A 25,287-nucleotide genomic window follows, 5' to 3' on the forward strand; every position below is an offset into this window, starting at 1 on the left:
CCTTGTAATCATAGGCATTGTTCTTTTTTGCGTTGACGTTACGGAATGCAACTTTAAGTTAGCGCTATTATTGACTGGTTGGTCAAATAACTTAAAAAGTCCTTACCTGTCCCGGATTTAGAGGGAGAGGCAACAAGCTGTTTCGCGTCGCTGTGGGCCACCACTCACTCAAACACAGCTTCCGGACTCTTCCCCCTCGGTGTTCGGAACGGTCCCGCAGTGGCGCGTCGTTTATTACATATTGGAAGAGCAATGATTTTTCGCTCAGTACTAAAGCGCATTCTTTCGAAGGACACTCCCGAACAGGCTGAAAGCCACGAGTTGGAAGTTGAGTTGCGCCCGCGACCTGCAAAGACGACAACCCAGAACGAGCTGGTTGAACTGTTCGGTTCTGAGTTGCGGGATCACGAATCTCTGAGTGATCTTAAGCCTACGCGGTCGCCAAAATACTAGGCTTGCGGATCAGGACCCTTGCAGCCGGGCGGCACGGCCACCACGGCGCTTTGCCAGACGGGGTTTGCGTTCCGGCAGATCCTGCATGATTTCGGCCCGTTCGGTGCTGTCCATCTTTGACCAGCGCGTGATCTCGTCAATGGTGCGGTAGCAGCCGGTGCAGATACGTTCGGTCGGATGAACGACGCAGATTTGGATGCAAGGGCTTTCGAGCTCGTCCCGTTTCCAAACCATATTCGTCATGGGCGTTTTCCGATCCGTCAAAGAAAGCGCAGTCTGTCCAGCGCGCCTTGCAGAATATAACCTGCTGCGACGTGATCAATAACCTGTCCGCGACGTTTTCGTGTCGTATCCGCCTCAAGCAGTGCTTTTTCTGCCGCAACGGTGCTTAGTCGTTCGTCCCAGAAACCGATGGGCAGATCGGTCAAACGGGTCATGTTTCGTGCGAAGGCGCGGGTTGACTGGCAGCGCGGCCCTTCGCTGCCATCCATGTTGCGCGGCAGTCCGAGGATAATGCCGCCGATCTCACGCTCGGTCACAATCTCGATCAAACGCGCGGAATCCAGTGTGAATTTCTTGCGTCGTACCGTCTCAAGCGGGGTGGCCACGCCGCGCATCCGGTCCGAGACGGAAACGCCGATGGTCTTTTCTCCCAGATCCAGCCCCATCAGGGCTGACATTGGGGGCAGGGATGCTGCGAAGTCTTCGAACGCGTCGTGGATCATTGAGCGATTCCGGCCTGCAGCGCGGCAGCGTCGATCATCTCCAACGCTTCGGCGTTACCCGCAAATACTTCCTTGGCTTCGTTCCTGATTTTGATGGCGCGTTGGCCTTCGCCCAGCACACCCAAGGCGGCAATCAGGCGAGCCCACTCCTCGGGTGTCCCGCCCTCGGTCGCAAGGCGGTCCGAAAGGCCATCGACCATGCCGCGGATCATTTCTTGTCGTTCCTCTGGCGACATCTCGGCGGCAGCATTTACATCGTCCTGGCTAGGGCCGGATGCAGCAGAAAAGTCGGGTGTGTTAAACACGCCTGCGCGGAATGCCAATTCATCGATCTGTGACCGGATGGCATTCGCCCATGGGGCGCCAGCCGGGGCGTCGTTAAGGGTTTCGACCCAAACGCGATAGGCCATATCAGGCCGCCCGGTCTGTGCCAGCATCTGCCCCCAATAATACCGGGCAGGACCCAAGCGCTGATTGCGCTCAAGCGCCTGTCGCAAGGCGGCTTCCGCTTCCGGTGAGACGTAGCCGCCAGCGGCCAAAATCATCATCTCTGCCTGATCCGAATAGGCCTGAGCCGACGCGTTGTCACCTGACAGTTCGATCACACGGGTTTGTGCCTCATACCCTGCTTTGAAGTTCCCCGCATTGGTTTCATGCTGTGCCAGCAGAGTATGGCCTTGCAGATCATCGGGGCGTTCGGCCACTGTTTCGCGCAGCCGGTTCAGCAAAGTTGCATAGCTTTCGTCCAGTTGAGGCGTCTGGACCGGTGTGGCAATGCCCTCGGCCTCAGCCTGGCTGGGTCGATTTTCGCGCAGGTCTTCTGCCATTTCCAGACGAACTGAAAGGGGCATGTCAGGGAAACCGGCAGCACCCAACTGGCGATACATCGCCAACCCGCCACCAACCAGAACGGCGGCCATGGCGAGGAACGCAATTATGGTAACCAAGCGTGATGGCCCGGTGCCTTTGTCTTCATTGCGCATCTGCGCGTCTGCGGCCAGGATACGGCGCGAGATTTCCGTGCGTACACGCTCAGCATCAGCTTTCGCGATCACTCCGCGCGCCAAGTCTTTGTCAACGCCTGCTAGCTGTTCACGATAGACTCGCAGATCATAAGCAGCTGTCGGGCCGGAGCCGCGACGACCGCGCAGCATCGTGTAACCCAGGAAAACCGCGATCAGCAGCGCGATCAAGAAGATGAGAACCCAGAACGGCATGGTCCCTCCAAAATGGTTGCCCTGACTTAGACCTGTCGGCGCATGGAAAAAAGGGACAAATAGCCGCGAAGGGCGCTCATGTCGCAATAGTGCATTATTGCGGCGTTGCGCGGCAGGGTTAAAATGTACGGGCACGGCATACCTGCGCCCAATCATCGAAGACCGGACGGATTCGCACATGAAACACTACTCAGCCTTTGCTGTAGCGCGCGAAGCGCTGCGCTATCACACCGGATGGGAGCGCGCATGGCGTTCGCCGGAGCCTAAGAAGCGCTATGACGTCATTATCGTCGGGGCCGGCGGTCACGGCCTGGCAACAGCCTACTATCTTGGCAAGAACTACGGCATCCAGAACGTTGCCGTAATAGAAAAAGGCTGGTTGGGCGGTGGCAACACCGGTCGGAACACGACCATCATCCGATCGAACTATCTGCAGGATCCGTCAGCGGCGATTTACGAAAAGGCGCGCGGTCTCTACGAAGATCTGAGCCAGGAACTGAACTATAACATCATGTTCAGCCCGCGTGGCGTAATCATGCTGGCGCAGACCCAGCACGAGATTCGCGGCTATCAGCGTACTGCGCATGCGAATGCGCTGCAGGGTGTTCAGACCGAATGGATTGGGCCCGAGCGTGTGAAAGAACTGGTGCCGATCATTAATCTGGAAGGTCCGCGCTATCCGGTTCTGGGCGGGCTTTGGCAGGAACGTGGTGGGACCGCGCGCCATGATGCGGTGGCATGGGGCTATGCCCGCGCATGTTCGGCCATGGGTATGGACATTATCCAGAGATGCGAAGTTACCGGCGTCCGGTCTGAAAACGGTCGTGTTGTCGGGGTCGATACCACAAAAGGGGCCATCGATTGTGACAAGCTGGGGATCGTGGTTGCGGGGCATTCCGGCCAGTTGGCTGAGATGGCGGGTTTCCGACTGCCACTGGAAGCCGTCGCGCTGCAGGCGCTGGTATCCGAGCCGATCAAACCCTGCATGGATGTCGTTGTGATGGCGAACACCGTACACGGCTACATGTCTCAGTCCGACAAGGGCGAGATGGTGATTGGTGGTGGCACGGACGGGTTCAACAACTATACCCAGCGCGGCAGCTTCCATCATATCGAGGAAACGGTACGCGCATTGGTCGAAACTTTCCCGATGATCTCGCGCCTGAAAATGCTGCGCCAGTGGGGCGGTATTGTGGATATGACCGGCGACCGCTCGCCGATCCTGTCGAAAACACCGCTTAATGGCTGCTTTATCAACGCGGGCTGGGGCACCGGCGGCTTCAAGGCCATTCCGGGATCGGGCTGGGGCATGGCACAGCTGATGGCCACGGGGCATTCACCGCTGACCGAAGCCTTTTCACTGGATCGTTTCAAAGAGGGCCGCTTCATCGACGAAAGCGTCGCGGCCGGGGTGGCGCACTGATGAAGATTTTTCGTCGAAAAATCTCGCACGCCCGTCACGCAGAATTTGCAGGCAGATACGTCTCGCCTGCTGCCAAGAGGATGATCACATGCTGATCTTGAAATGCCCCTATTGCGGCGTCGAAGCCGAAGAAACTGAACTGGCTGCAGGTGGCGAGGCGCATTTGAAGCGTTATGGCCCGGGCTCGTCAGATGATGAGTTCCACGACTACCTGTTCATGCGTGAGAACCCAAAAGGCGTTCATTTCGAACGTTGGCGCCACGCAAACGGTTGTGGCAAGTGGTTTCACGCGGCGCGCTGCACCAACACGCTTGAGGTGTTCGGCACATATCCGGCCCAGACCACCGAGCCACCGCAAGAAATCAAGGACGCCATCACCGCCAAGCGTCCCGGCTGGACGTGGAGAGAGTTTAAATGATCCGCCCAGCCATCCTTAATTCCGCCTGCGAAAGGTCCGCAACATGAGCACCCGTCTCGCAAATCAAGGCCGGCTGATTGACCGGTCGAAACAGGTTACTTTTACCTTCAACGGCACCTCGATGCAGGGCTACGAAGGCGATACCCTTGCATCCGCCCTGTTGGCCAACGACCAGATGATGATGGGCCGGTCGTTCAAGTATCACCGTCCGCGTGGCGTCGTTGCCAGTGGCGCGGAAGAGCCGAACGCTCTGGTCGGTTTGGGCGAAGGCAACCGGTTTGAACCGAACCAGCGCGCCACCACGACCGAGCTGTTTAACGGTTTGACCTCGGTGTCGCAGAACCACTGGCCGAACCTCGAGTTTGATATCGGGTCGATCAACACCCATCTGTCGCGTTTCCTGCCTGCTGGCTTCTATTACAAGATGTTCATCCATCCGAAGCCGTTCTGGAAACACGTCTACGAGCCGTTCATCCGTCAGTCCGCCGGTCTGGGCAAAGCGCCCGACAAGGACAACCGTGACGCAGACACCTATGAGCATTTCTACCACTTCACCGATGTTCTGGTGATCGGTGGCGGTGTTGCCGGTCTGCAGGCGGCCAAAGCGGCGGCTCAGTCCGGTGCCAAGGTCATGCTGATTGAGCAGACTGCGCATTGGGGTGGTCGTGCTCCGGTTGATGGCGGCACGATTGACGGTGAGCCTGTGGATAAGTTCGTGGAACAATTGGTTTCCGAACTCGAAACAATGGACAACGTCACCCAGCGCAATCGCTGCATGGGGGCAGGGGTCTATGACCACGGTTACGTACTGGGTTACGAGCGCCTGACGGACCACACTCCGGGCGTGCAAGGCCCTCGTCACCGCCTGTGGCGCATCCGTGCCAAACAGGTCGTGACAGCAACCGGCGCGATTGAGCGTCCGCTGTCTTTCGCGGGCAACGATGTTCCGGGTGTGATGCTGGCCTCGGCCATGCGGGATTATGTGGTGAACTGGGGCGTGACCCCGGGCGACCGCGTGATCGTTGCGACCAACAACGACGACGCATATCGCACCGCGATTGCACTCAAGAAAGCCGGTGTGGATGTTCTGCGCGTGGTCGATGCGCGCGCAAGCGCCGGACCTCTGGCGGAAGAGGCGCGTCAGCTAGGCATCCGTGTCGATCCCGGCAAGGCCATCGCCAAGGTCAAGGGCGGCAAGCGCGTCAAAAAAGTTGCGCTGTGCAACCAGGAAGGCATCGGTGGTGCGCGGGAAGAGGTCGAATGCGATGCAGTCGCCATGTCGGGCGGCTGGTCTCCGGTTGTTCACATGTGGTCGCATTGCGGTGGCAAGCTGATCTGGGATGAAGCAAACGCCCATTTCCGCCCCGACCCCGAGCGTCCTCCGCTGGGTGCAGATGGCGAGGGCTTCGTGATCGCCGCGGGTTCGTCCAACGGTCCTCTGGCTCTCGGTGAAGTTCTGACCGACGCGGATGCCGCAGGCAAAGCAGCGGCGAAGGCGGCCGGTTACAAGGCAAAACGCACCAAGGCTCCTTCGGGCGAAACCACGGCCGAGGCTCCGATGGCCGCAGTCTGGCTAATGCCTGCGAATGCCGACATTCAGTTGCGCATGAAGTCGTGGCTGGACTTCCAGAACGACGTGAAGGTCTCGGACGTTCAGCTGGCCGCGCGCGAAGGTTATGAAAGCGTTGAACATACCAAGCGCTACACCACGCTGGGTATGGCGACCGATCAGGGTAAGTTGAGCAACATCAACGGCTTGGCGATCCTTGCTGATGCGCTGGATTCAGAGATCCCGAAGGTCGGCACCACCACCTTCCGCCCGCCATATACTCCAATCTCGATGGCTTCGATTGGTGGTGAAGCGCGTGGTGAGGTGTTCCAGCCGATCCGTCAAACGCCGATGCACAACTGGCACGATAAGAACGGAGCCGATTGGGAGCCGGTCGGCCATTGGCGCCGAACCTATGCCTATGTCCGACCCGGTGAATCCGTGCATGATGCGGTGAATCGCGAGGTTAAAAACACCCGCGATAACCTCGGGCTGTTGGACGCTTCGACGCTAGGCAAGCTGATCGTCAAAGGCCCCGACGCAGGCAAGTTCCTGGACATGATGTACACCAACATGATGTCCACGCTGAAGGTCGGCAAATGCCGCTATGGCCTGATGTGTTCCGAGAATGGCTTCCTGATCGACGACGGCGTTGTTGCTCGCATCGATGAGGACACGTGGCTGTGCCACACCACCACCGGCGGGGCCGAGCGTATCCATGGCCACATGGAAGAATGGCTGCAGACCGAGTGGTGGGACTGGAAAGTCTACGTCGCGAACGTCACCGAGCAATATGCGCAGGTCGCCGTGGTAGGTCCGAACGCCCGCAAGGTACTTGAGAAGCTGGGCGGCATGGATCTGTCGAAAGAGGCGCTGCCCTTCATGGAATGGCGCGATGGCAAGATCGGCGCGTTCGACGCGCGGGCCTACCGTATCTCGTTCTCGGGTGAGCTGTCCTATGAGATCGCGGTCCCTGCAAGCCAAGGTCAGGCGTTCTGGGACGCTCTGATCGAGGCAGGGCAGGAGTTCGGGGTGATGCCTTACGGCACCGAATGTCTGCACATTCTGCGTGCCGAGAAGGGCTTTATCATGATCGGCGATGAGACCGACGGCACCGTGATCCCACAGGATTTGGGGCTGCACTGGGCGTTGTCCAAAAAGAAAGAGGACTACCTTGGAAAACGCGCCCATTCGCGGACTCATATGGCTGATCCGGACCGCTGGAAACTGGTCGGTCTTGAGACTGTGGATGGTTCGGTTCTGCCGGACGGTGCCTATGCGGTGGGCGAAGGCGTCAATGCCAACGGTCAGCGCAACATGATCGGGCGCGTGACCTCGACATACTATTCGGCCAATCTGGGCAAAGGCATCGCCATGGGTCTGATCAAACACGGCCCCGACCGGATGGGCGAAGTGGTCGAGTTCCCGGGCACTGACGGCAAAACCTACAAGGCCAAGATCGTGGACCCGATCTTCTATGACAAGGACGGGGAGAAGCAGAATGTCTGAACCCATCAGCGCACTGAACCACGCCTCATATGATGGCATCGCCAAGATCGAGGAATGTGGCCTGCAGGGCATGATCACACTGCGCGGTGATCTGTCGGATAAGGTACTGGCTAAGGCTGTCAAAGACGCCACCGGGCAGAAAGTGCCCGGTCAGCGTGAAGCGTTTGTGAATGGCGACACCGGTGTTTGCTGGATGTCCACCGACGAATTGCTGGTGCTTGTGCCTTATGCCGAGGTCGAGGCCAAACTGGCCGCGATGACCAACGCGCTAAGCGGTACGCACGCGCTGGCGGTCAACGTCTCCGACGCGCGGGCCGTATTCCGCGTTTCGGGCGCGAACGCGCGCGAGGTATTGGGCAAGCTGGCTCCGGTTGAGCTGTCGGCCGAGGCATTCCAACCCGGCCAGATCCGCCGTTCGCGTTTGGCGCAGGTGGCAGGTGCCTTCTGGATGGACGACGCTGAGACTTTCCGCATCGTCTGCTTCCGCTCTGCGGCGGACTATGCGTTCAAATTGCTGAAGGTTGCGGCGCAGCCCGGCAGCGAGGTCGGGGTTTATTAAGCCCTGATCGCTTGATGATATGCGGGTGAGGGGGCTTTGCCCCCTCGGCCTGCGGCCTCACTCCCAGGGTAATTATGTTTAGATGAAGGTCGGATCTCTGGTTCGGGTCTCAGGGGGTCGTGCTGAACAGGAATGTCGGGAACTGAGTGAGTGCACGCTGGCCCGTGAGGGCAGACTCACCGGTTTCGCCTGTGTGTGGGTCGTGGCATTGGCGATAGAAAGCCAGGTCTTCTGATAGTTTTTTCATGGCCGCGCTGCGGTTGTCTGCGCTCAGATAAGGTGCGTGCGTTGAGAGAAACAGCGCAGGGTTATCTTTTTCTAACCAAGGCAGCATAGAAGGCAGGACCGAAAATTCAGCGCCTTCGATATCCATTTTGACCAAAGAAACATCAGTCAGGTCGACGGATTCAGAAAATTGATCCCAACCGATGGTAAGTGCGTCGGTGCCATGGCTTCCTTCGTGGAGCAATGATGACGTTGAATCGCCTGCCTCTCCGTGCGCTGAAGCCATTCGTGTCACTCCAAACCCATCTGACAAGGCGATGCTGAAGGCTGATACGTTTCGGATGTCGTTCAGCTCTAGGTTCCAGACCAGATGGCGGTAAGCCACTGGGTCAGGCTCAAAACACCACACATGGCGAGCGCGGCGCGCGGCATAGAGGACCGTGGGGCCGATCCATGCACCGATATCAAGATAGTCCTGTTCGGGCGACAGATATTGGTCCAGCACCGAAAATGTCTCGGGTTCCCACTCCCCGGCTGATACCTTGCGCCAGAATTTCGAGTGGTAGGGGTCCAGGCGAAAGGGTTCACCGTTCAAGTTGCCCGCATAGTATCCGCGGGCGCGATAGAACATTTTGCGCGCCTGTGTCAGCATCGCGGACCTCCGGGTTTTTGTGTTGCGGCCCTTGACCTGCGGCGGCTGTCAAAGCATTTAACCTTTGGAACCGCAACATTCATTTTCAACAGGGGGCCGAGATGGCTTTTGAACTTCCTGATCTTCCTTATGCACATGACGCGCTGGCAGCCAAGGGTATGTCCGCGGAAACGCTGGAATATCACCATGACCTGCACCACAAGGCCTATGTCGACAACGGCAACAAGCTGATCGCCGGCACCGAGTGGGACGGCAAGTCACTGGAAGAGATCATCGTTGGCACATACGACGCAAATGCTGTCGCGCAGAACGGTATCTTCAACAACATCAGCCAGCTGTGGAACCACAACCAGTTCTGGGAGATGATGGGCCCCGGTGGCAACGCGATGCCCGGTGAGCTGGAGAAGGCTCTGACCGAGAGCTTTGGTTCGGTTGACGAATTCAAGTCGCAGTTCAGCGCTGCCGGTGCCGGTCAGTTTGGTTCCGGCTGGGCGTGGCTGGTCAAGAATGCCGACGGTTCGTTGGCAGTGACGAAAACTGAAAACGGCGTGAACCCGCTGTGCTTCGGTCAAACCGCACTGCTTGGTTGTGATGTGTGGGAGCACTCGTATTACATCGATTTCCGCAACAAGCGTCCGGCCTACCTGTCGAACTTCCTCGACAACCTGGTGAACTGGGAAAACGTTGCCTCGCGGATGTGATTTCCACTTGGTAGAACTTAATGAATGGCCCGCTGGCAGTGATGCTGGCGGGCTTTTTGTTATGAATTGATGGGTGGCCGGTAAAAACCTGCCGGTACGTCAACTTTCATTATCCCACCTATTGTGCACGGCCTTTCAGCACCTACGTAAAGTAGGCGGAGGGAGAGTACCGCCAATCAACCAAAAACCTATCAAAATGCGAGCGAAACACCAACGCCGCATCGTTAAACAGGTGTGTCTAAGGGACAGGCGAAGGCCAACCTAAGCGATACAGGAGATCACGAATGGCTGCACTTGAACAGGGAACATGGGTTATCATCGCCGATGGGGAAAAAGCGCTGGTGATGGAGAATATCACGGACGCACAGGACCCCAACTTGGTCGTCGTGTCGGTCGAAGAACAGGACGCAGCACCGACAAAGCCAAGTGACAGGGCAGGGCGGCGACCCGATACGGGACCGAACCAGAAATCTGCAGTTGAAGAGGAGACATGGAAGTCCCACGCAAAATCTCTGTTCGTTCAGGATGTGGCGAACCTTCTGAATCGCAAGGGGCTGAAAGGGGCCTATAAACGATTGGTGTTGGTTGCCAGTCCGCATGTTCTGGGCCTGTTGCGCCGTCGGCTGCACAGTGAAGTGTTGGCAAAGGTGGTGGCCGAGGTTGACAAAACACTCACAAACCACCCTTTGCACAAGGTCGAACGGATACTGAAGACCCGATTGGCAAAACCTGCCTAAACGAATGCCGACAATCGGGCGGCTTGCGCCGCCCGATTGCCAGTTTTTTAGTTCAGTAATTTGCGAAGCGCGGACATGGTCGCATCCGGTGTGTCGACCCAGGTGATGAATTCTGCCAGAGAACCATCTGCAAACCCCTGACCGATCAGTTGATCCAGCAGCGTGTGCAGCGTGTCCCAGTACCCGTCAACATTCATCACCAGAATGGGTTTGTCATGAAGCCCCAGTTGCCGCCATGTCAGTGCTTCGAAAAGTTCGTCCAATGATCCGGGGCCGCCGGGCAGGACAACTACGGCATCCGCGTTCATGATCATCACTTTTTTACGCTCGTGCATCGTCTCGGTCACGATGAACCGGGTAAGGTCGGTCTTGCCGACCTCGCGCTGAAGCAAGTGCACCGGGATCACACCAAATGTATCGCCGCCGGACGATTGCGCTGCACGCGCGACCTCGCCCATAAGACCCACATCTCCGGCCCCGTAGACCAGCCGCCAGCCTTCGTTGGCCAACAAAGTTCCAAAGCTGTGGGCAGCGGCGGAGTAGGCAGGATTCATACCATTGCGTGACCCGCAATACACACAGACGGATTTCTGGGACATAGGTAGGGCTTTCTGCTCTTGTGTTAGGGGTTTTGACCCCTGATAGCGGGATTGATAGGTTGGCTCAACCGCTCCATGAAATGCGCGCCAAACTGGGCATTTCCTGAGCGGAGTGAAAGGAAAAGAATGAACGCCAAATCGGGAAGCGGAGGTTCTGGTACCTTCATATGGGGGCTGGTTGCCGGGATCGTTGTGGTGCTCGTTGCGGGCGGGTTGTACCTGTCCGGTCTGTTCGGCGGGCCGGAACAGCAGGCTGAGCAGGAAGCGACCGAAATATCCGAGCCGATTGCGGAGGTCGCCGAGCCGGAAACCCAGCCAGCGGAGGCGCAGCCCGAAAGCCAGGCGGCGGAAGCCGGCGAATCTGTTGCTGAAGACACACCGCCCGAGATTTCCGATCAAACTCCGGATAGCGAAGAAGCGGATGTTCCGGTTGTGGCCGCGCCGGTTCTGGATCAGATATTCGTTGAGTCCGATGGAAACGCGGTACTGTCCGGCAATGCCGAACCGGGGTCCGAGGTCAGTGTTCTGCTGGACGGTGAGACCGTTCACAGCTTTACCGTCGATGACAGCGGCCAGTTCGCCGAATTTGTATCGATCCCGTTTGCAGACGACGCTCGCGGGCTTGTTCTTGAGACCCGGAAAGGCGAAGACACCAGCCGTTCAGATGATTATCTGATCGCGGCGCTGCCTGAACCGGTCCTGCCGACCGTGTCAGAGCCCGCTGCCGATGAGCCGGTCGAAGAGGTTGCCGAGGCACAGACGACCGAATCTGAATCAAGCGATCAGCAAGCAGCCAACCAAGCTGAAACCGAAGAGAATGAACCAGAAGTTGCAGGTGCCGCTACGCCACCTGTAAATGAGACCGCGCCCGCGACTGAAACTCAGCCGGAATCAGGCGACGCGCCTGACCAGCAGGTTGCGATCCTGCGCTCGGGCGAAGAAGGGGTTGAACTTTTGCAAGCACCCACTGTTCAGGATACGCCGCCAGAGCAGATTGCCCTGGACACGATTGGCTATTCGGACGCGGGTGATGTGGAATTGACCGGGCGGGCACAGGATGGATCGGCCGTACGCTTGTATCTGGACAACCAGCTTGTGGCCGACATTGCGCCAGCGACTGACGGGCAATGGCGCGGCGAGGTCGAGGGCATTGACCCCGGAGTGTACACTCTGAGGGTGGATGAGGTTGCCCCTGATGGCACTGTGGTCAGCAGGCTTGAGACACCGTTCAAACGCGAACCTGTTGAGGTCCTGCGCGCGACCGAAGCCACGGAACCGGGTGAGAATTCAACCGATGCCCCGGCCATCCGCTCGGTCACGGTTCAAAAAGGCGATACGCTTTGGGCGATCTCGCGCGACCGGTTTGGTGACGGTGTGCTGTATGTCAAACTTTTCGAGGCTAACAAAGATTCGATCCGTGATCCTGACCTGATCTATCCAGGGCAGATTTTCACCATTCCTGAATAAACATGACCACTGGCCCAACCCGGGCCAGGGCTTTTCTCTGACCGCAGTTAAGGTACGTGATGAGACAACCATCCGCGATCAAAACCGACACGGACGAGCATCGTTCGGGCTGGCGAACCATCCGCAAGGTTTCGCCCTATCTTTGGCCCGAGGACGAGCCATGGGTGAAACGGCGTGTCATTTTGGCGATGGCGATGCTGGTGCTGGCCAAGTTGATCGCTGTGTATACTCCCATCCTGTACAAAGGTGCCGTGGATGGTTTGGCGGGCGAAGGTGTACCGCCGCTTGCGTTGGGTGCAATCGGATTGACCGTTGCCTATGGTGTGGCCCGCATGATGACTGTTGGCTTCCAGCAATTGCGGGATGCGTTCTTTGCGCCGGTTGGGCAACGCGCGCTGCGCGCGCTGGCGCTTGAGACGTTCCAGCACATTCACCAGCTCTCGATGCGCTATCACGTGACCCGGCGCACGGGTGGTCTCAGCCGGATAATCGAGCGGGGCGTGAAAGGCGTAGAGTTTCTGTTGCGGTTTCTGCTGTTTTCAATCGGGCCCCTGATCCTGGAATTGCTTCTGGTGTCGATCATCCTGCTATGGTTATTCGACGTCTGGTATCTGGTCGTCGTTGCGGTGACGATTGCGCTTTACATATGGTTCACCTTTGCGGTGACCGAGTGGCGCGTGAAGCTGCGGCGCGAGATGAACGATCAGGATACCGAGGCCAACCAGCGCGCCATCGACAGCCTGCTGAACTTCGAAACAGTCAAGTATTTCAATGCCGAAACCCGCGAAGCCGAACGGTATGATGTTTCGATGAAAGGTTACGCGAAGGCCGCGCTGAAGACGGCCTATTCGCTGGCATTCCTGAATTTTGGTCAGTCGTTCCTGATCACATGTGGCCTGATTGGCGTGATGGTTCTGGCTGCAATGGGCGTGCAGAAGGGGGCGCTGACCGTCGGCGATTTCGTGATGGTTAATGCTTATATGATCCAGATAACCGTACCGCTGAATTTTCTTGGCACGGTGTACCGCGAAATTCGTCAGTCACTGGTGGATATGGGGCAGATGTTTGATCTGTTGGAACAGCCAGCAGAAGTGATGGACAAACCCTGCGCCCCGAACCTGAAGGTAAATGGTGGGGAGGTCACGCTTGAAGATGTCCGCTTTGGATACGAGCCTGATCGCGAAATCCTCAAGGGCGTTTCCTTGGCCGTACCAGCCGGTCAGACCGTTGCGATTGTCGGCGCCACCGGGTCTGGGAAATCCACAATCGGGCGGCTCCTGTTTCGGTTCTACGATGTCACCGGCGGGTCGCTGAAAATCGACGGGCAGGATGTGCGCGATGTTAGCCAGTCAAGCCTGCATGCCTCGATCGGTGTCGTTCCGCAGGATACGGTCCTGTTCAATGACACGATTCGATACAATATCGCTTATGGGCGCGAAGGCGCGACCCAGCAGGATGTAGAGACCGCCGCCAAATCCGCGCAGATTCATGATTTCATCGTCAGCCTGCCAGAAGGATACGATACCAAGGTCGGCGAACGCGGCCTGAAACTATCAGGCGGTGAAAAGCAACGCGTCGGCATCGCCCGAACCTTGCTAAAAAACCCGCCGATCCTGTTGTTGGACGAAGCGACGTCAGCCTTGGATACGGATACCGAGCAGGACATCAAAGATGCTTTGGCCCGAGCGGGTGAGGGGCGGACGGTGATCACCATCGCACACCGCCTTAGCACCATTGCCGAGGCCGATCGGATCGTCGTTCTGGAACGTGGTGAGATCATTGAGCAGGGAACGCATGATGAGCTGCTCAGCCGCGAAGGGCGATATGCCCAGCTATGGAACCGTCAACAGGCCGACAGCGAAGCGGCCTAGGCCCGACAGCCTTGATTGCCTATGATTGTGCGGATCGGTTCGAAAAGAAAATCGGCTGCTGTGGTACGGTTTCCGTTTGACGCGGATCCGCCGCCGCGACACTTTGCAGACCGAAACACAGACAAGGAAAAACTTCATGAAAATGCGAGCAGCAGCAGCGTTGACTGCAACACTGTTGATGGCCACTTCGGCGGCAGCCGAGGATCTGGAATTCTTGATTATCAACGAAACCAGCTATGACCTGGTTGAGTTCAACGTGTCTCCGGCCTCGTCCGGCAGCTGGGAAGGCAACCTGCTTGAGGGTGGTTATCTGGGCGCGGATTACGAAGTAGACGTCCTTATTGCGGACGGGCTGACCACCTGTGTCTATGACATCCGCGGTGTTTTCAGCGACGGGGACTCAATTGAAGACTATGGTCTGAACCTGTGTGATCTGGGCGAATACGCGTTCGTCGAGTAACGCGTCTGCCAGAATTGAAAAGGCGAGCCCGAAGGCTCGCCTTTTTTTATTCCGCCGCCTTCAACGGTGTTGTTGGAGGATGATCAGGGCGGTCGTCCTGAGCGCTCTGATCAGGGGCAGCTTTGTCCTGTTCATCGGTCCAGATCATTTCGGCTGCTTGCACATCTCTCGCGCTTTGGCCGATTGCCATGTCCTGCGCGATTTGGCTGGATCGACCCGCCGTGGCGCGTGCCAGCGCCTTACCCAGCCATACCGCGTAGGTTGTGACCCACACTCGCAGCGCCAGGAATGAAGGCGTGACGATCAGTGTCAACACCGTGGCCGTACCCAAGCCAAAGACCACCGCCGTGGCCAGCTGTTTCCACCACAGTGCCGTGGGGCTGTCGATCGAATACCCTCCGCCGATGAAATCCAGCGACAGGCCGAACATCATCGGGGTCAGACCCGCCATTGTTGTCAGCGTAGTCAGCAGAACCGGGCGGATGCGCGCCTCAGCCGTGCGGACGATGGCATCAATGCGAGACATGTAGCCGCTATATTCCTGATAGGTGTCGATCAGAACAATGTTGTTGTTCACCACGATACCGGCCAACGCCACGATCCCGGTCCCGGTCATGATGATCGAGAACGGTTGTTGCATTACCATCATGCCCAGCAACACGCCGGTCGTAGACAGAACCACGGCCAGCAGCACCAGCACCGAGTTGTAGAACGAGTTGAACTGCGCCAGCAGGATCACGAACATCAGACCCAGTGCTGCCAGGAATGCGCTGGACAGGAACGCCTGGCTTTCAGCCTGATCCTCCTGATCGCCGGTCCATTCCCAAGTGATGGTGCGACCAAATGGATCGGTTTCCAGCCACTCGGTCAGCACGGCAATCCGTTCGTTCGGATTTATCAGGGCAAACCGAGCGTCACCACTTTCGATGGCGGACCGCACTTCACCCACGTTCTCGGCACCCGTTAGTTGAACGAGTTCGAACTCTGCCCCGTCCGCGCTGGTAATCGTGCTGCCAGTTGGTGTGGCACCTTCACCAATCGCGCGCACGGTTGCCAAACGCAGCTCTGCACCGTCAGGACCGGTGGTCACGATCTTGCTCAGCCCAGGCTCGACATCCGCTTTAACGTCATAGTAGCGCTGTTGATCCGCGCGATTGATCTCGGCGAGCTTGGCCACGGGTTTGCGGGTGACGAAGTTCGACAGGGGGACCAACCCGTCCGGTGTGCGAACTTTCAGCGTATCCAGCGTTGACAGGACGCGATCCTGATCAGGTAGGCGGACGCGGATTTCTACCTCTTCATCGGTTGAATCCGGTCGCATTTCACCCAGCAAGATGCCACGCGTCACAAGCTGTACCATCGCGCCAACGGTTGCGACGTCCGCGCCGAATCGACCCGCCTTGGCCACGTCCACGTCGATCTGCCAGTCGATGCCGGGCAGGGGCAGGGTGTCCTCGATCTTGATCAGGCCGGGTGTGGTGTCAAAGGCTTCTCGTGCTGTGACGGTCGCGGCCGTCAGATCCTCCCAGCTATCGCCTTTGATGCGCAGATGAACGGGCTTGGCGGAAGCGGGACCTTGTTCCAGCGCCTGAAGATCAACGATAAAGCCAGGAAGGGTTGCCAGCTCTGCGGTCAGTTCGTCCAGAACAAAATTGCCGTCATATTCCGCCGCGACTTCTTCCTTTGCAAAGCCAAGTAGACCTGCAATCGGTCCCCAGAACCAACCGGTAATCTGTTCAGAGCTGATTGGGCGATCTTCCCAAGGAATGAGCTCGAACTGGACGCGACCAATTGTGTCGGCGGGGGCTTCTGCACCGCCATTGTTCTGATTGAGCCCACCTTCGCCCGCAAAGGCAAATACGTTGATCACCGCCGGGTGTTCGCTGATTACGCGCTCGGCCTCAAGAACCATTTCGTCCTTTTCAGCCAGAGACAGGTTGCCGCGTGCCCGGACATAGGCCGTGGCCTGTTCCGGTTCGCTTTCCACGAAGAATTCAACACCGCGAGAGTTTTGCGGGAATATGATGAATGCGACCCAGAACACCGCCGCAAAGACGACTGCGATGGACACCACCGGCATGACCGGATTGCCGACCAGGAACTTGATCAAATAACCGAAGGGCGTGTGCTCTTTAGCGGTATGAACATGTTCATCCGGGGCGCGTTCGATCTTGGCAGCACTCAGCGTGACCGACCCAGCGAAGGCGCCGAACAGAAACAGCAGCACGCCAGCAAGTGAACCGCCGGGCAGCAGATAGTTGGGGTTCAAAACCTGCATCGCGCCGAGGAAGATCATATATAATGAAGGCGGCACCAGAAGCACTCGCAGCCACCAAGGCGTGCGGGCTCGCAGCCAGTTCGAGCTGCGCTCGAAACTGCGGCTCATACGGCCCGAGACACCGCCCACGACCGGCAGGTAGATCAGTGCCACAATCAGCGAGGCCGACAGAACGAAGATCAGCGTGATGGGCAGCATCTTCATGAACTCGCCGGGAATACCGGGCCAGAACAACATCGGAAGAAATGCACACAGTGTAGTGGCCGTCGACGAAACAATCGGCCAGAACATCCGTTGCGCCGCCTCGACATAGGCGTGCATCGGACCAACGCCTTCTTTAATGCGCTTGTCGGCATATTCCACAACAACGATGGCGCCATCGACCAGCATGCCCACGGCAAGGATCAGGCCAAACATCACCATATTCGAGATGGTGACCCCGATCATCGCGAGGAAGGCGAAGCACAACAGAAACGAGGTAGGAATGGCAAAACCCACCAACAACGCGGCGCGTGTTCCCAACGAAGCCAGCACCACGATCATCACGAGCGCGACGGCGGTCAGAACCGATCCTTCAAGCTGGCGCACCATTGAATCGACGATGCGGCTTTGGTCGTTCGAGGTGCCCACATCAACAGCGGCCTGCAGCTCGGCTGGCCACTTGATCTGTTCTTCGGCGACAGTGGCTTTGATCAGCGCAACGGTGTCGATCAGATTGAAGCCCTTGCGCTTGACCACCTGCAGCGCGACGGTGGGTTCGCCGTTGAACCGGGCCGTGCCCGCGCGGTCTTCAAACGTATAGTTGATTTCGGCCAGTTCGCCTAAGGTGACCACGCGGTCTCCGTTGACCTTTACGGGCAGGCCATAGACGTCCTGAGCAGTCTTAAATGACGACGGGATCTTGACCGAGAACGTGCCCTGTTCGGTCTCGACCTCACCTGCAGCGATCAGTTGGTTGTTGTTTTGCACAACGTTGATCAGTTCGGCGGCCGTGACGTTGTAGGCCTCAAGCCGCAGCGGGTCGATCACGACCTCAAGCATTTCATCGCGGTTTCCGGCAATGCCAGCTTCCAGCACTGCGTCCAACGCCTCAAGTTCGTCCTGCAGATCTTTGGCAACGCGCGCCATTGTACGCTCTGGTACCGGGCCGGTCAGGTTGACGATGACGATGGGAAACTCGGAGAAGTTGACCTCGGTAATCGTGTATTGCTCAGCCCCATCAGGGAAATCAGCTTGCGCGGTGTTCATGGCATCGCGAACATCCGCGATGGTGGCGGATTTGTCCCAACCGAACTCGAACTCCAGCAGAATGCCTGCGTAGCCCTCGGCGGCGGTGGCGGTCATCGTGTCCAACCCGTCGAGATCGGCCATCTCGGTTTCCATCGGCCTGATCAGCAGGCTTTCGCTGTCCTCGGCTGAAATCCCTGGAAACTGCACCGACACAAAGAGCATCGGGATATCGATGTCGGGTTCACCCTCTTTTGGGAGCCCGACATAAGCATACCCGCCGATAACCAGCGAAATCGCGATGAAAGCCAGCACCATTCTGGCACGGCTTGCGGCCCAACTGACGATACCCGTCATTGCGATACTTCCCTGTATGTCGGCGCGACCGTCACACCACGTGTGACGAATTCCTGCCCGATCACGATGATATCAGCAGTTTCCGGCAGGCCACCAACCCATACACCATCAGCGGTGTCACGCAGAAGGCGGATCGGAACAAAATCAACGACATTGTCGGCTACCACGGTGCGAACACCAAGCTCACCTTCATTGTTCAAGGTCAGTGCGGATTGGGGCAGCAGATGTGCCTTGACCCCTTCGGCCGCGATCTGAATGTTGGCGGTTTGGCCGTCACGGATCAGCAGTTCCGGGTTTGGCACTGTGATCTCGACCTCGAATGTCCGCGTGGTTTCATCGGCCGAACGGCTGAGGAAGGTCACGCGCCCCTCGACCTGCAGACCCGTAACCAACTGCGCAGTTGCCATCGATCCGACAATGATCCGATTCACTTCTGATTCAGGCACAAAACCCACCAGCTTGATCGGATCGAGCTGGATGACGGTTGCGCAGAGCGAGCCGGGCTGCATCAGGCTGCCCAATTCCGCAGTATCACTTTCAAGCAGACCCTTGAACGGGGCGTTGATGGTCAGGCGATCAATCTCGCGCTGGGCGGCTGCAACTGCTGCGGTGGCGGCTTCAATCCCAGCTTGCGTAGCTTCCAGACCGGCCTCGGCGGATTTGATTCCGGCCTCGGCAGTGCTCATTTCGGCTTCGCTTGAGATACGGCGCGTTTCTGATCCAAACCCGGTTTCCGACAGCTTGCGGGCTGCTTTCAGATTGATTTCGGCTTCAGCCAAACGGGCGTGAGCTTCTTCCAGGCGCGCTTCGGCCTCGGGAACGCGGCTTTCGGCCTCAAGCTTGGCTGCCATGGCTTCGGCCAGGCTCGCGGGCCGGGTTCCGGGATCAAGCTCGCACAGCAGATCTCCTGCTTCGACAAATGCTCCTTTGCGCTTGGGCTCGGACAGGACTGTCGAAATGGTTTCGGCAAGGACCTCGACCTGGCGGTTTGCCTTGGTCTGACCCCGTAATTGAACGGCGCTGCCGATCTCGCGCGCGGTCGAGCGCAGCACAACAACGCCGATCGAGTCCGGTGATTGCACCGATTCCGAGGCCTCGGTCGCGGTCTCGGATGGCTCGTCTCCGCGACCTGCAAACGCAAACAGCGCGTCGCGCTCGAAAACAAGAAAATACAACGCAACAATAACCAAAATGGCGTTAACGAATGAAATCAATCGCATGCGGTAGAATCTCCAGATCTGTTCGCGCGGTCGGCTTTAGCCGCTATCCCTTAAAATGGGGCTGTGGCCATGTCTTTTCCATACTGAACTGAATAGTTCGGTTTAGTTTTTTACGCAAGGGTCACCCACATGGTGGCAAATGTATGAATTCGGGCACTTGGCTTGGCCTGATCGCCGGGGTATGACATGGCGCTAGAAAACCGGACACTTAAGCCTAGGGGCAGGGATGAGCGACGCCGACAGTTTTATTGAAGAGGTCACCGAAGAGGTGCGCCGCGATCGCATGTACCTTCTTTTGCGCCGTTGGGGCTGGGTTGGTGTGCTGGCTGTCGTGGCCATTGTCGGGGGCGCTGCGTTCAACGAATACCGAAAAGCACGTGATACCAACCAGGCCGAGGCTCTGGGTGATGCGATTCTGTCGGCGCTGGCTGAAAACGGATCGGCCGAGCGGGCACAAAGCCTGCAGGCGATCGATGCTGCATCTGTCGGCGGTGACGCGGTTTTGAACATGTTGCTGTCCGCCTCTCAGGCCGAGGCCGGATCGGCGCAAGATGCGGTGAACAGTCTGAACGCGATCGCCACGCAGGGGGATTTGCCCGAAATCTATCGCGCGATTGCAAGTTTCAAGGCATTGCTACTGCAAACTGACACGATGCCAGTGGCGGATCGTCGTCAACAGTTCGAAGCGCTGGCCATACCTGGTGCTCCTTTGCGTCTGCTCGCCGAAGAACAATTGGCCCTGATCGATGTGGCCGAGGGCAATACGCAAGCCGCTTTGGACCGTTTGCAGGCGTTGCGCCAGGACGCCGAGGCCAGCGTCGATCTGCAACAGCGCGCGGCTCAACTGATCGTCGCGCTTGGGGGCGAACCCGAGCCCGTGGCGAACCAGCAGGGTTAACCGGCAGCGAAACGGAACATCACAGGCGAGTTTGTAGATTATGCTATCACGTTATTTCTCAGGCTTCGGATTGCCGGTTGCGGCAGCCGCGCTCACCGTTCTCAGCGCCTGTCAGGAACCCGAAGTCATTCTGCCGGGTGAGCGTGAGGATATTCGTGCCTCCATCGACAACGAAACCGTTGAAACCCGTGGCACCAAACCGATCAGTATACCGGCTCAAAGCCGCAACGCCAACTGGTCGCAAAGCGCGGGTACACCCGCCTTCCGCACTACCAACGCAGCGCTGAGTGCCACACCGCAACGTATTTGGTCTGCTAATATTGGGTCCGGCGATAGCCGAAAACAGCGGATCACCGCAGACCCTGTTGTTGCTGGTGGCCTGATATATACGCTCGATTCCGGGGCAAATGTCTCGGCTGTTACGCCCCAAGGGCAGGTCGCCTGGAGCACAAACCTGATCCCGCCGAATGAAAAGGACGGGGATGCCACAGGCGGAGGGCTCGCCTATGCCGACGGTGTGCTTTATGTCTCGTCGGGTTTCGGTAGGTTGACCGCGCTCGATGCGAAATCCGGGGCGCAAAGGTGGCAGAAACGTCTGAATGCAACTGGCAGCGGTGCTCCTTTGGTTAGCGGCGGTATACTCTATCTGGTGGCCGGGGACGAAACCGGTTGGGCGGTGAATACCAAGGATGGGCGGATCATCTGGCAAATCGAAGGCACGCCGAGCGTCGGCAACGTTCTGGGTGCACCTGCTCCCGTGATTGCCTCGGACCTGTCAGTCTTTGCCTTTGGATCGGGTGATGTCGCGGCAACATTCCGCCGGGGCGGTATTTTACGCTGGAACGCGTCCGTTGCAGGCGGGCGTCGGGGCCGAGCGGCAGCTCAGATCGTGGATGTGACTGCCGGGCCCATGGTGTCGGGTAGTTCGGTCATAATCGGCAACCACTCGGGGCGCACGGTTTCCTTCGACGGGAATTCGGGTGAGCGGAACTGGACTGCACCGGAGGGGGCCGTTGATACAGTCTGGCCGGCGGGGAACAGTGTTTTTCTGATCAGTGATCGCAGTCAATTGGTACGGTTGGATGCAGCCGATGGCTCGACTGTCTGGGCAATCGATCTGCCGGGCTTCGTCAAGAACAAGCCGGGCCGCCGGGGTCCGATCTTTGCCCATTACGGCCCGATCATGGCCGGTGGACGCCTTGTCGTGGCTTCGAACGACGGCTATCTGCGCTTCTTCAATCCCGTCGACGGAGCGCTGGTGCATCAGGTCGAAGTGCCGGGTGGCGCGACCACGGCACCGGTTGTGGCGGGTCAGACGCTGTATGTTGTGTCGACCAAGGGCGAACTGCACGCTTTCCGTTGACGACAAGATGCGTTAAAGGGCGCATCTTGAGTCTTGAAAGTTGAGTATCATGTCGCTGACCCTCGCCATCGTGGGGCGCCCGAATGTGGGCAAATCCACTCTGTTCAATCGCCTTGTGGGCAAACGCCTGGCATTGGTCGACGACCAGCCCGGCGTAACGCGTGACCTGCGCGAAGGTGAAGGGCGGCTGGGCGACTTGCGTTTTACCGTGATCGACACGGCGGGTCTTGAGGACGCAACCGATGACAGCTTGCAAGGTCGGATGCGCCGCCTGACCGAGCGTGCAGTGGACATGGCCGATGTCTGCCTGTTCATGATTGACGCGCGGGTGGGCTTGACGCCCACGGACGAAATGTTCGCCGAGATTCTGCGTAAGCGCTCAAAACACGTGATCCTGGCAGCCAACAAGGCCGAAGGGAACGCGGCAGATGCGGGCGTGCTTGAAGCATACAACCTAGGCCTTGGCGAGCCGGTGCGTCTGTCGGGCGAACATGGCGAGGGGATGACGGACCTCTATGCGCAGTTGATGCCACTGGCTGACGCGGCTGAAGAGGCGCGCGTAGAAGAGACACCGCAAACCGATATCGAGCTGGACGAAGACGGGGAAGGCGAATCCCCGCTGATCACCGCTGACAAACCCCTGCAAGTAGCTGTAGTTGGCCGTCCGAATGCCGGTAAATCCACCCTGATCAACAAGATCATCGGCGAGGATCGATTGCTGACCGGCCCCGAGGCCGGGATCACGCGCGACGCGATCAGCTTGCGGATCGACTGGGCCGACCCTGACGGGGACAGCACCCCGATGCGGATTTTTGATACCGCCGGGATGCGGAAGAAGGCCAAGGTGCAGGAGAAGCTTGAGAAACTCTCGGTTTCCGACGGGCTCCGCGCAGTCAAGTTTGCCGAGGTCGTCGTCGTGTTGCTGGATGCGGCTATCCCATTCGAGCAACAGGACCTGCGCATTGCCGATCTGGCCGAACGTGAGGGTCGTGCTGTGGTCGTCGCCGTCAACAAATGGGACATCGAAGAAGACAAACAGGAAAAGCTGCGCGATCTGAAAGAATCCTTCGAACGCTTGCTGCCGCAGTTGCGTGGAGCGCCGCTGATCACAGTCTCGGCTAAAACAGGCCGCGGTTTGGAACGTTTGCGCGCCGCGATATTGCGTGCCCATGACGTGTGGAACCGCCGCGTGCCGACCGCTGCGCTGAACCGTTGGTTGACCGCCATGCTGGAACAGCACCCGCCGCCAGCCCCGCAGGGGCGCCGGATCAAGCTGCGGTATATGACGCAGGCCAAGACCCGCCCGCCCGGGTTTGTGGTCATGTGTTCGCATCCGGACAAGATGCCTGACAGCTATTCGCGTTATCTGGTCAACGGCCTGCGCGAGGATTTTGATATGCCGGGCACCCCTATCCGCCTGACGTTGCGCGGACAAGGCGATAAGAACCCCTACAAAGGGCGGCGCAAGAAAAACGCAGGCGCACTGGCCAAGCATCTCAAGGGACGGGCGTAACTGCGCTAATTTCCAGCATTTTCAGAGAGGGGGCGTGACAGCCCCGTTTCTGCGCGTTAGCATTCAAGCACGTGCATTTGTTTTGCACGTGCTGCTTGTTTGCGGGATCTCCGCACTTAATTTTGAATTTGTGATTGGTCGGACCTCCGTGGGGAGCGGGCGTGATGGATCTGAGAGAATATACAAGACAATACGCGGTGCAGGACAACAAGCTTGCCGCGCTCAGTTATTTCGGAACATTCGCGGTGTATTTCGCATCGCTTACACTGGCGATCACCTATGTCGACCGCTGGTACATCATGATCCCGGCCGGGATCGTTTTTGCCTTCTCTGCCGTGCGTCTCTATGTCCTGCAGCATGATTGCGGGCACCATTCGTTGTTTGAAACGCGCGAGCAGAACGAATGGGCTGGCCATGGGTTATCGCCCTTCACATTTGCCCCGTTCGAGGTGATGAAGCAGAACCACAATCTGCATCACGCCGGAATCGGCAACCTCGAGCATCGCGAGACCGGTGAAATCCACACCATGACGCTGCGTGAATGGAACGAGGCGGATTGGAAAAAGCGTTTGTTTTACCGACTGTATCGGAATCCCTTCATTCTGGTGCCGGTTGGCGCGCTATTCACATACTTCATCCGCTATCGCTGGCCCAAGAACACTGTGCGGTTCGGCGTGATGGGCGTGGTGCTGCACAACCTCTCGATTGTTGTGTTTTTGGGGCTGCTGTATTTGATCGCCGGTGCCACCGGCATTCTGGTCTGGCTGGTGTTTTCGCTGCTGGGCGGGATGCTTGGGGTGTTCCTGGTGTATTTGCAGCACAATTTCGAAGACACCTACTGGGATCGCCGCCCCGAACTGGATCCGAAGCTGGCTGCGTTGGAGGGGTCCTCGGCGCTGGATTTCGGCTGGTGGTTCGATAATGCGGTGGCCTGCATCACATTGCATGACATCCACCATTTCAATGCGCGCATCCCATCTTACCGGCTGCGCGCGTGCCACTATAACCTGCCGCCAGAATACACACCGCGACGGATCAAGTTTCCCGAGGCAGTGGCGGCGCTGAATCTGAAACTATGGGATGAAGACGCCAAAAGACTTGTCCCATTTCCCAGCCGAACTGCAGGCCATCGCCTGGCCGAAAGCGGGTAACCTCCTATCTAATTCTTGAATTGGCGCTCTCTCAGGAACGTATGTGCTGTGCGTTTACAATCTGGGGGAGTTAACGAAAGGAAACGAAATGACCGCAGTTACCGAGGTGCGTGGCGTAGGGCCAGCGCTGGCAAAGGCCTTTAATGCAAAGGGCTACAAAACAGCAGAAGCCATTGCCAAGGCCAAACCGGAAGATCTGTCCGGCACCCCGCGCGTCGGTTCCACCCGCGCAGCTAAGCTGATCGCGGCTGCGAAAGAAGTCGTTGATGCCAAGCCCAAGCCCGCGCCCCGCGCTGCCATCCGCAAGCCTGCCGAGCGGAAATCGGCTGTGCAGCGCGCGACAGCCAAAAGCAATGCGGCTGCGAACAAGGCCGAGGCCGAGCGTAAGGCGGCAAAGGAGCGCGCGGCGGCAGAACAGGCCGCTGCCGAGGCCAAGGCAAAGAAAAAGGCGAAAGCCAAGGCGAAGGCTGAAAAGGCGGCCAAGAAGAAGTCTGAAATGGAGGCGGTGTTTTCCAAAGCTAAGGAAAAGGTCAAAGAAAAGTCCAAGAAGGGTAAGAAAAACAAGAAGCCCAAAAAAGACGTTAAGAAAAAGGACGCCAAAAAGAAGGACGATAAGAAGTCTGACAAGAAGAAGTCCGACAAGAAGCCCGGAAAGAAGAAAGATAAGAAAAAGGCGAAGAAGTGATACTTCTCCGCCTTGTCTGATCGGAAACCG

The 25,287-nt window shown here is 58.1% G+C and carries 22 protein-coding genes; 15 read left to right on the forward strand and 7 right to left on the reverse strand.

Features of this window, described 5'->3' with window-relative positions; all coding sequences use genetic code 11:
• Positions 1–252 precede the first annotated feature (252 nt).
• Entirely contained in the window at positions 253–453 is a 201-nt protein-coding gene (locus ACR0A1_RS02690) for a hypothetical protein (protein WP_223117863.1), read from the forward strand.
• A gap of 9 nt (positions 454–462) precedes the next feature.
• Here the strand turns inward: ACR0A1_RS02690 and ACR0A1_RS02695 are convergent, their stop codons facing one another.
• The 3 genes from ACR0A1_RS02695 to ccmI are packed head-to-tail and all read right to left on the reverse strand — an operon-like array spanning position 463 to position 2,395.
• Positions 463–696, reverse strand: a complete 234-nt coding sequence (locus ACR0A1_RS02695) for a DUF1289 domain-containing protein (protein WP_480752749.1) — start codon at positions 694–696, stop codon at positions 463–465.
• A gap of 17 nt (positions 697–713) precedes the next feature.
• The gene (ruvX, locus tag ACR0A1_RS02700; protein WP_170403288.1) at positions 714–1,178 is read right to left on the reverse strand and encodes a Holliday junction resolvase RuvX; all 465 of its coding nucleotides are present in this window, start codon (positions 1,176–1,178) and stop codon (positions 714–716) included.
• Entirely contained in the window at positions 1,175–2,395 is a 1,221-nt protein-coding gene (gene ccmI, locus ACR0A1_RS02705) for a c-type cytochrome biogenesis protein CcmI (RefSeq protein WP_480866139.1), read from the reverse strand. Before ccmI ends, ruvX begins: the two co-directional genes overlap by 4 nt.
• 178 nt (positions 2,396–2,573) lie before the next feature.
• Between ccmI and ACR0A1_RS02710 the strand changes: the two genes are divergently transcribed.
• From ACR0A1_RS02710 to ACR0A1_RS02725, 4 genes are all read left to right on the forward strand, one after another.
• Complete coding sequence (locus tag ACR0A1_RS02710; RefSeq protein ID WP_170396345.1) at positions 2,574–3,818, forward strand: sarcosine oxidase subunit beta family protein; 1,245 nt, start codon at positions 2,574–2,576, stop codon at positions 3,816–3,818.
• Positions 3,819–3,906: 88 nt separating this feature from the next.
• A complete protein-coding gene (locus tag ACR0A1_RS02715) occupies positions 3,907–4,236 on the forward strand; it encodes a sarcosine oxidase subunit delta (protein WP_480866141.1) in 330 nt (109 codons plus the stop codon).
• 43 nt (positions 4,237–4,279) lie between these two features.
• Complete coding sequence (locus tag ACR0A1_RS02720) at positions 4,280–7,294, forward strand: sarcosine oxidase subunit alpha family protein (RefSeq protein WP_480866143.1); 3,015 nt, start codon at positions 4,280–4,282, stop codon at positions 7,292–7,294.
• On the forward strand, positions 7,287–7,853 hold the full coding sequence (locus ACR0A1_RS02725; RefSeq protein ID WP_170422292.1) for a sarcosine oxidase subunit gamma family protein: 567 nt from the start codon (positions 7,287–7,289) through the stop codon (positions 7,851–7,853). The genes ACR0A1_RS02720 and ACR0A1_RS02725 overlap by 8 nt, the downstream gene beginning before the upstream one ends.
• 109 nt (positions 7,854–7,962) lie before the next feature.
• Here the strand turns inward: ACR0A1_RS02725 and ACR0A1_RS02730 are convergent, their stop codons facing one another.
• Positions 7,963–8,730 (reverse strand): FkbM family methyltransferase, encoded by a 768-nt coding sequence (locus ACR0A1_RS02730; protein ID WP_480866145.1) that lies wholly within the window; start codon positions 8,728–8,730, stop codon positions 7,963–7,965.
• A 101-nt stretch (positions 8,731–8,831) separates the two neighbouring features.
• Here ACR0A1_RS02730 and ACR0A1_RS02735 point away from each other — a divergent pair, with 101 nt between their 5' ends.
• Positions 8,832–9,431: a superoxide dismutase gene (locus tag ACR0A1_RS02735; RefSeq protein WP_113789565.1), complete on the forward strand. Its 600-nt coding sequence runs from the start codon at positions 8,832–8,834 to the stop codon at positions 9,429–9,431.
• A 284-nt stretch (positions 9,432–9,715) separates the two neighbouring features.
• Entirely contained in the window at positions 9,716–10,168 is a 453-nt protein-coding gene (locus tag ACR0A1_RS02740) for a baeRF12 domain-containing protein (protein ID WP_170396355.1), read from the forward strand.
• Positions 10,169–10,215: 47 nt separating this feature from the next.
• Here ACR0A1_RS02740 and ACR0A1_RS02745 read toward each other — a convergent pair whose 3' ends face one another.
• Positions 10,216–10,767: an LOG family protein gene (locus tag ACR0A1_RS02745; RefSeq protein WP_480705195.1), complete on the reverse strand. Its 552-nt coding sequence runs from the start codon at positions 10,765–10,767 to the stop codon at positions 10,216–10,218.
• Between the two features lie 126 nt (positions 10,768–10,893).
• Between ACR0A1_RS02745 and ACR0A1_RS02750 the strand changes: the two genes are divergently transcribed.
• The 3 genes from ACR0A1_RS02750 (at position 10,894) to ACR0A1_RS02760 (ending at position 14,565) form a co-directional block, all read left to right on the forward strand.
• Positions 10,894–12,234, forward strand: coding sequence for a LysM peptidoglycan-binding domain-containing protein (locus ACR0A1_RS02750; protein ID WP_480866148.1), 1,341 nt, complete (start codon positions 10,894–10,896; stop codon positions 12,232–12,234).
• A 59-nt stretch (positions 12,235–12,293) separates the two neighbouring features.
• A complete protein-coding gene (locus tag ACR0A1_RS02755) occupies positions 12,294–14,105 on the forward strand; it encodes an ABCB family ABC transporter ATP-binding protein/permease (protein ID WP_170565844.1) in 1,812 nt (603 codons plus the stop codon).
• A gap of 136 nt (positions 14,106–14,241) precedes the next feature.
• Positions 14,242–14,565, forward strand: a complete 324-nt coding sequence (locus ACR0A1_RS02760) for a hypothetical protein (protein ID WP_480866150.1) — start codon at positions 14,242–14,244, stop codon at positions 14,563–14,565.
• 46 nt (positions 14,566–14,611) lie between these two features.
• On the opposite strand, the gene ACR0A1_RS02765 is transcribed toward ACR0A1_RS02760, so the two are convergent.
• Together ACR0A1_RS02765 and ACR0A1_RS02770 are read right to left on the reverse strand one after the other, a co-directional pair.
• On the reverse strand, positions 14,612–18,427 hold the full coding sequence (locus ACR0A1_RS02765) for an efflux RND transporter permease subunit (protein ID WP_480866152.1): 3,816 nt from the start codon (positions 18,425–18,427) through the stop codon (positions 14,612–14,614).
• Positions 18,424–19,647: an efflux RND transporter periplasmic adaptor subunit gene (locus tag ACR0A1_RS02770; protein WP_170646411.1), complete on the reverse strand. Its 1,224-nt coding sequence runs from the start codon at positions 19,645–19,647 to the stop codon at positions 18,424–18,426. The genes ACR0A1_RS02765 and ACR0A1_RS02770 overlap by 4 nt, the downstream gene beginning before the upstream one ends.
• 226 nt (positions 19,648–19,873) lie before the next feature.
• On the opposite strand from ACR0A1_RS02770, the gene ACR0A1_RS02775 reads away from it, so the two are divergent.
• From ACR0A1_RS02775 to ACR0A1_RS02795, 5 genes are all read left to right on the forward strand, one after another.
• Positions 19,874–20,545: a hypothetical protein gene (locus ACR0A1_RS02775; protein WP_170396370.1), complete on the forward strand. Its 672-nt coding sequence runs from the start codon at positions 19,874–19,876 to the stop codon at positions 20,543–20,545.
• Between the two features lie 40 nt (positions 20,546–20,585).
• Positions 20,586–21,908, forward strand: coding sequence for an outer membrane protein assembly factor BamB family protein (locus ACR0A1_RS02780; RefSeq protein WP_480866155.1), 1,323 nt, complete (start codon positions 20,586–20,588; stop codon positions 21,906–21,908).
• A 49-nt stretch (positions 21,909–21,957) separates the two neighbouring features.
• A complete protein-coding gene (gene der, locus ACR0A1_RS02785; RefSeq protein WP_480613186.1) occupies positions 21,958–23,421 on the forward strand; it encodes a ribosome biogenesis GTPase Der in 1,464 nt (487 codons plus the stop codon).
• Positions 23,422–23,585: 164 nt separating this feature from the next.
• Positions 23,586–24,572, forward strand: a complete 987-nt coding sequence (locus ACR0A1_RS02790) for a fatty acid desaturase (RefSeq protein ID WP_170396376.1) — start codon at positions 23,586–23,588, stop codon at positions 24,570–24,572.
• Between the two features lie 88 nt (positions 24,573–24,660).
• Positions 24,661–25,257, forward strand: coding sequence for a helix-hairpin-helix domain-containing protein (locus ACR0A1_RS02795; protein WP_480752771.1), 597 nt, complete (start codon positions 24,661–24,663; stop codon positions 25,255–25,257).
• Positions 25,258–25,287 lie beyond the last annotated feature (30 nt).

This window comes from Ruegeria sp. D6 (genome assembly GCF_056534365.1).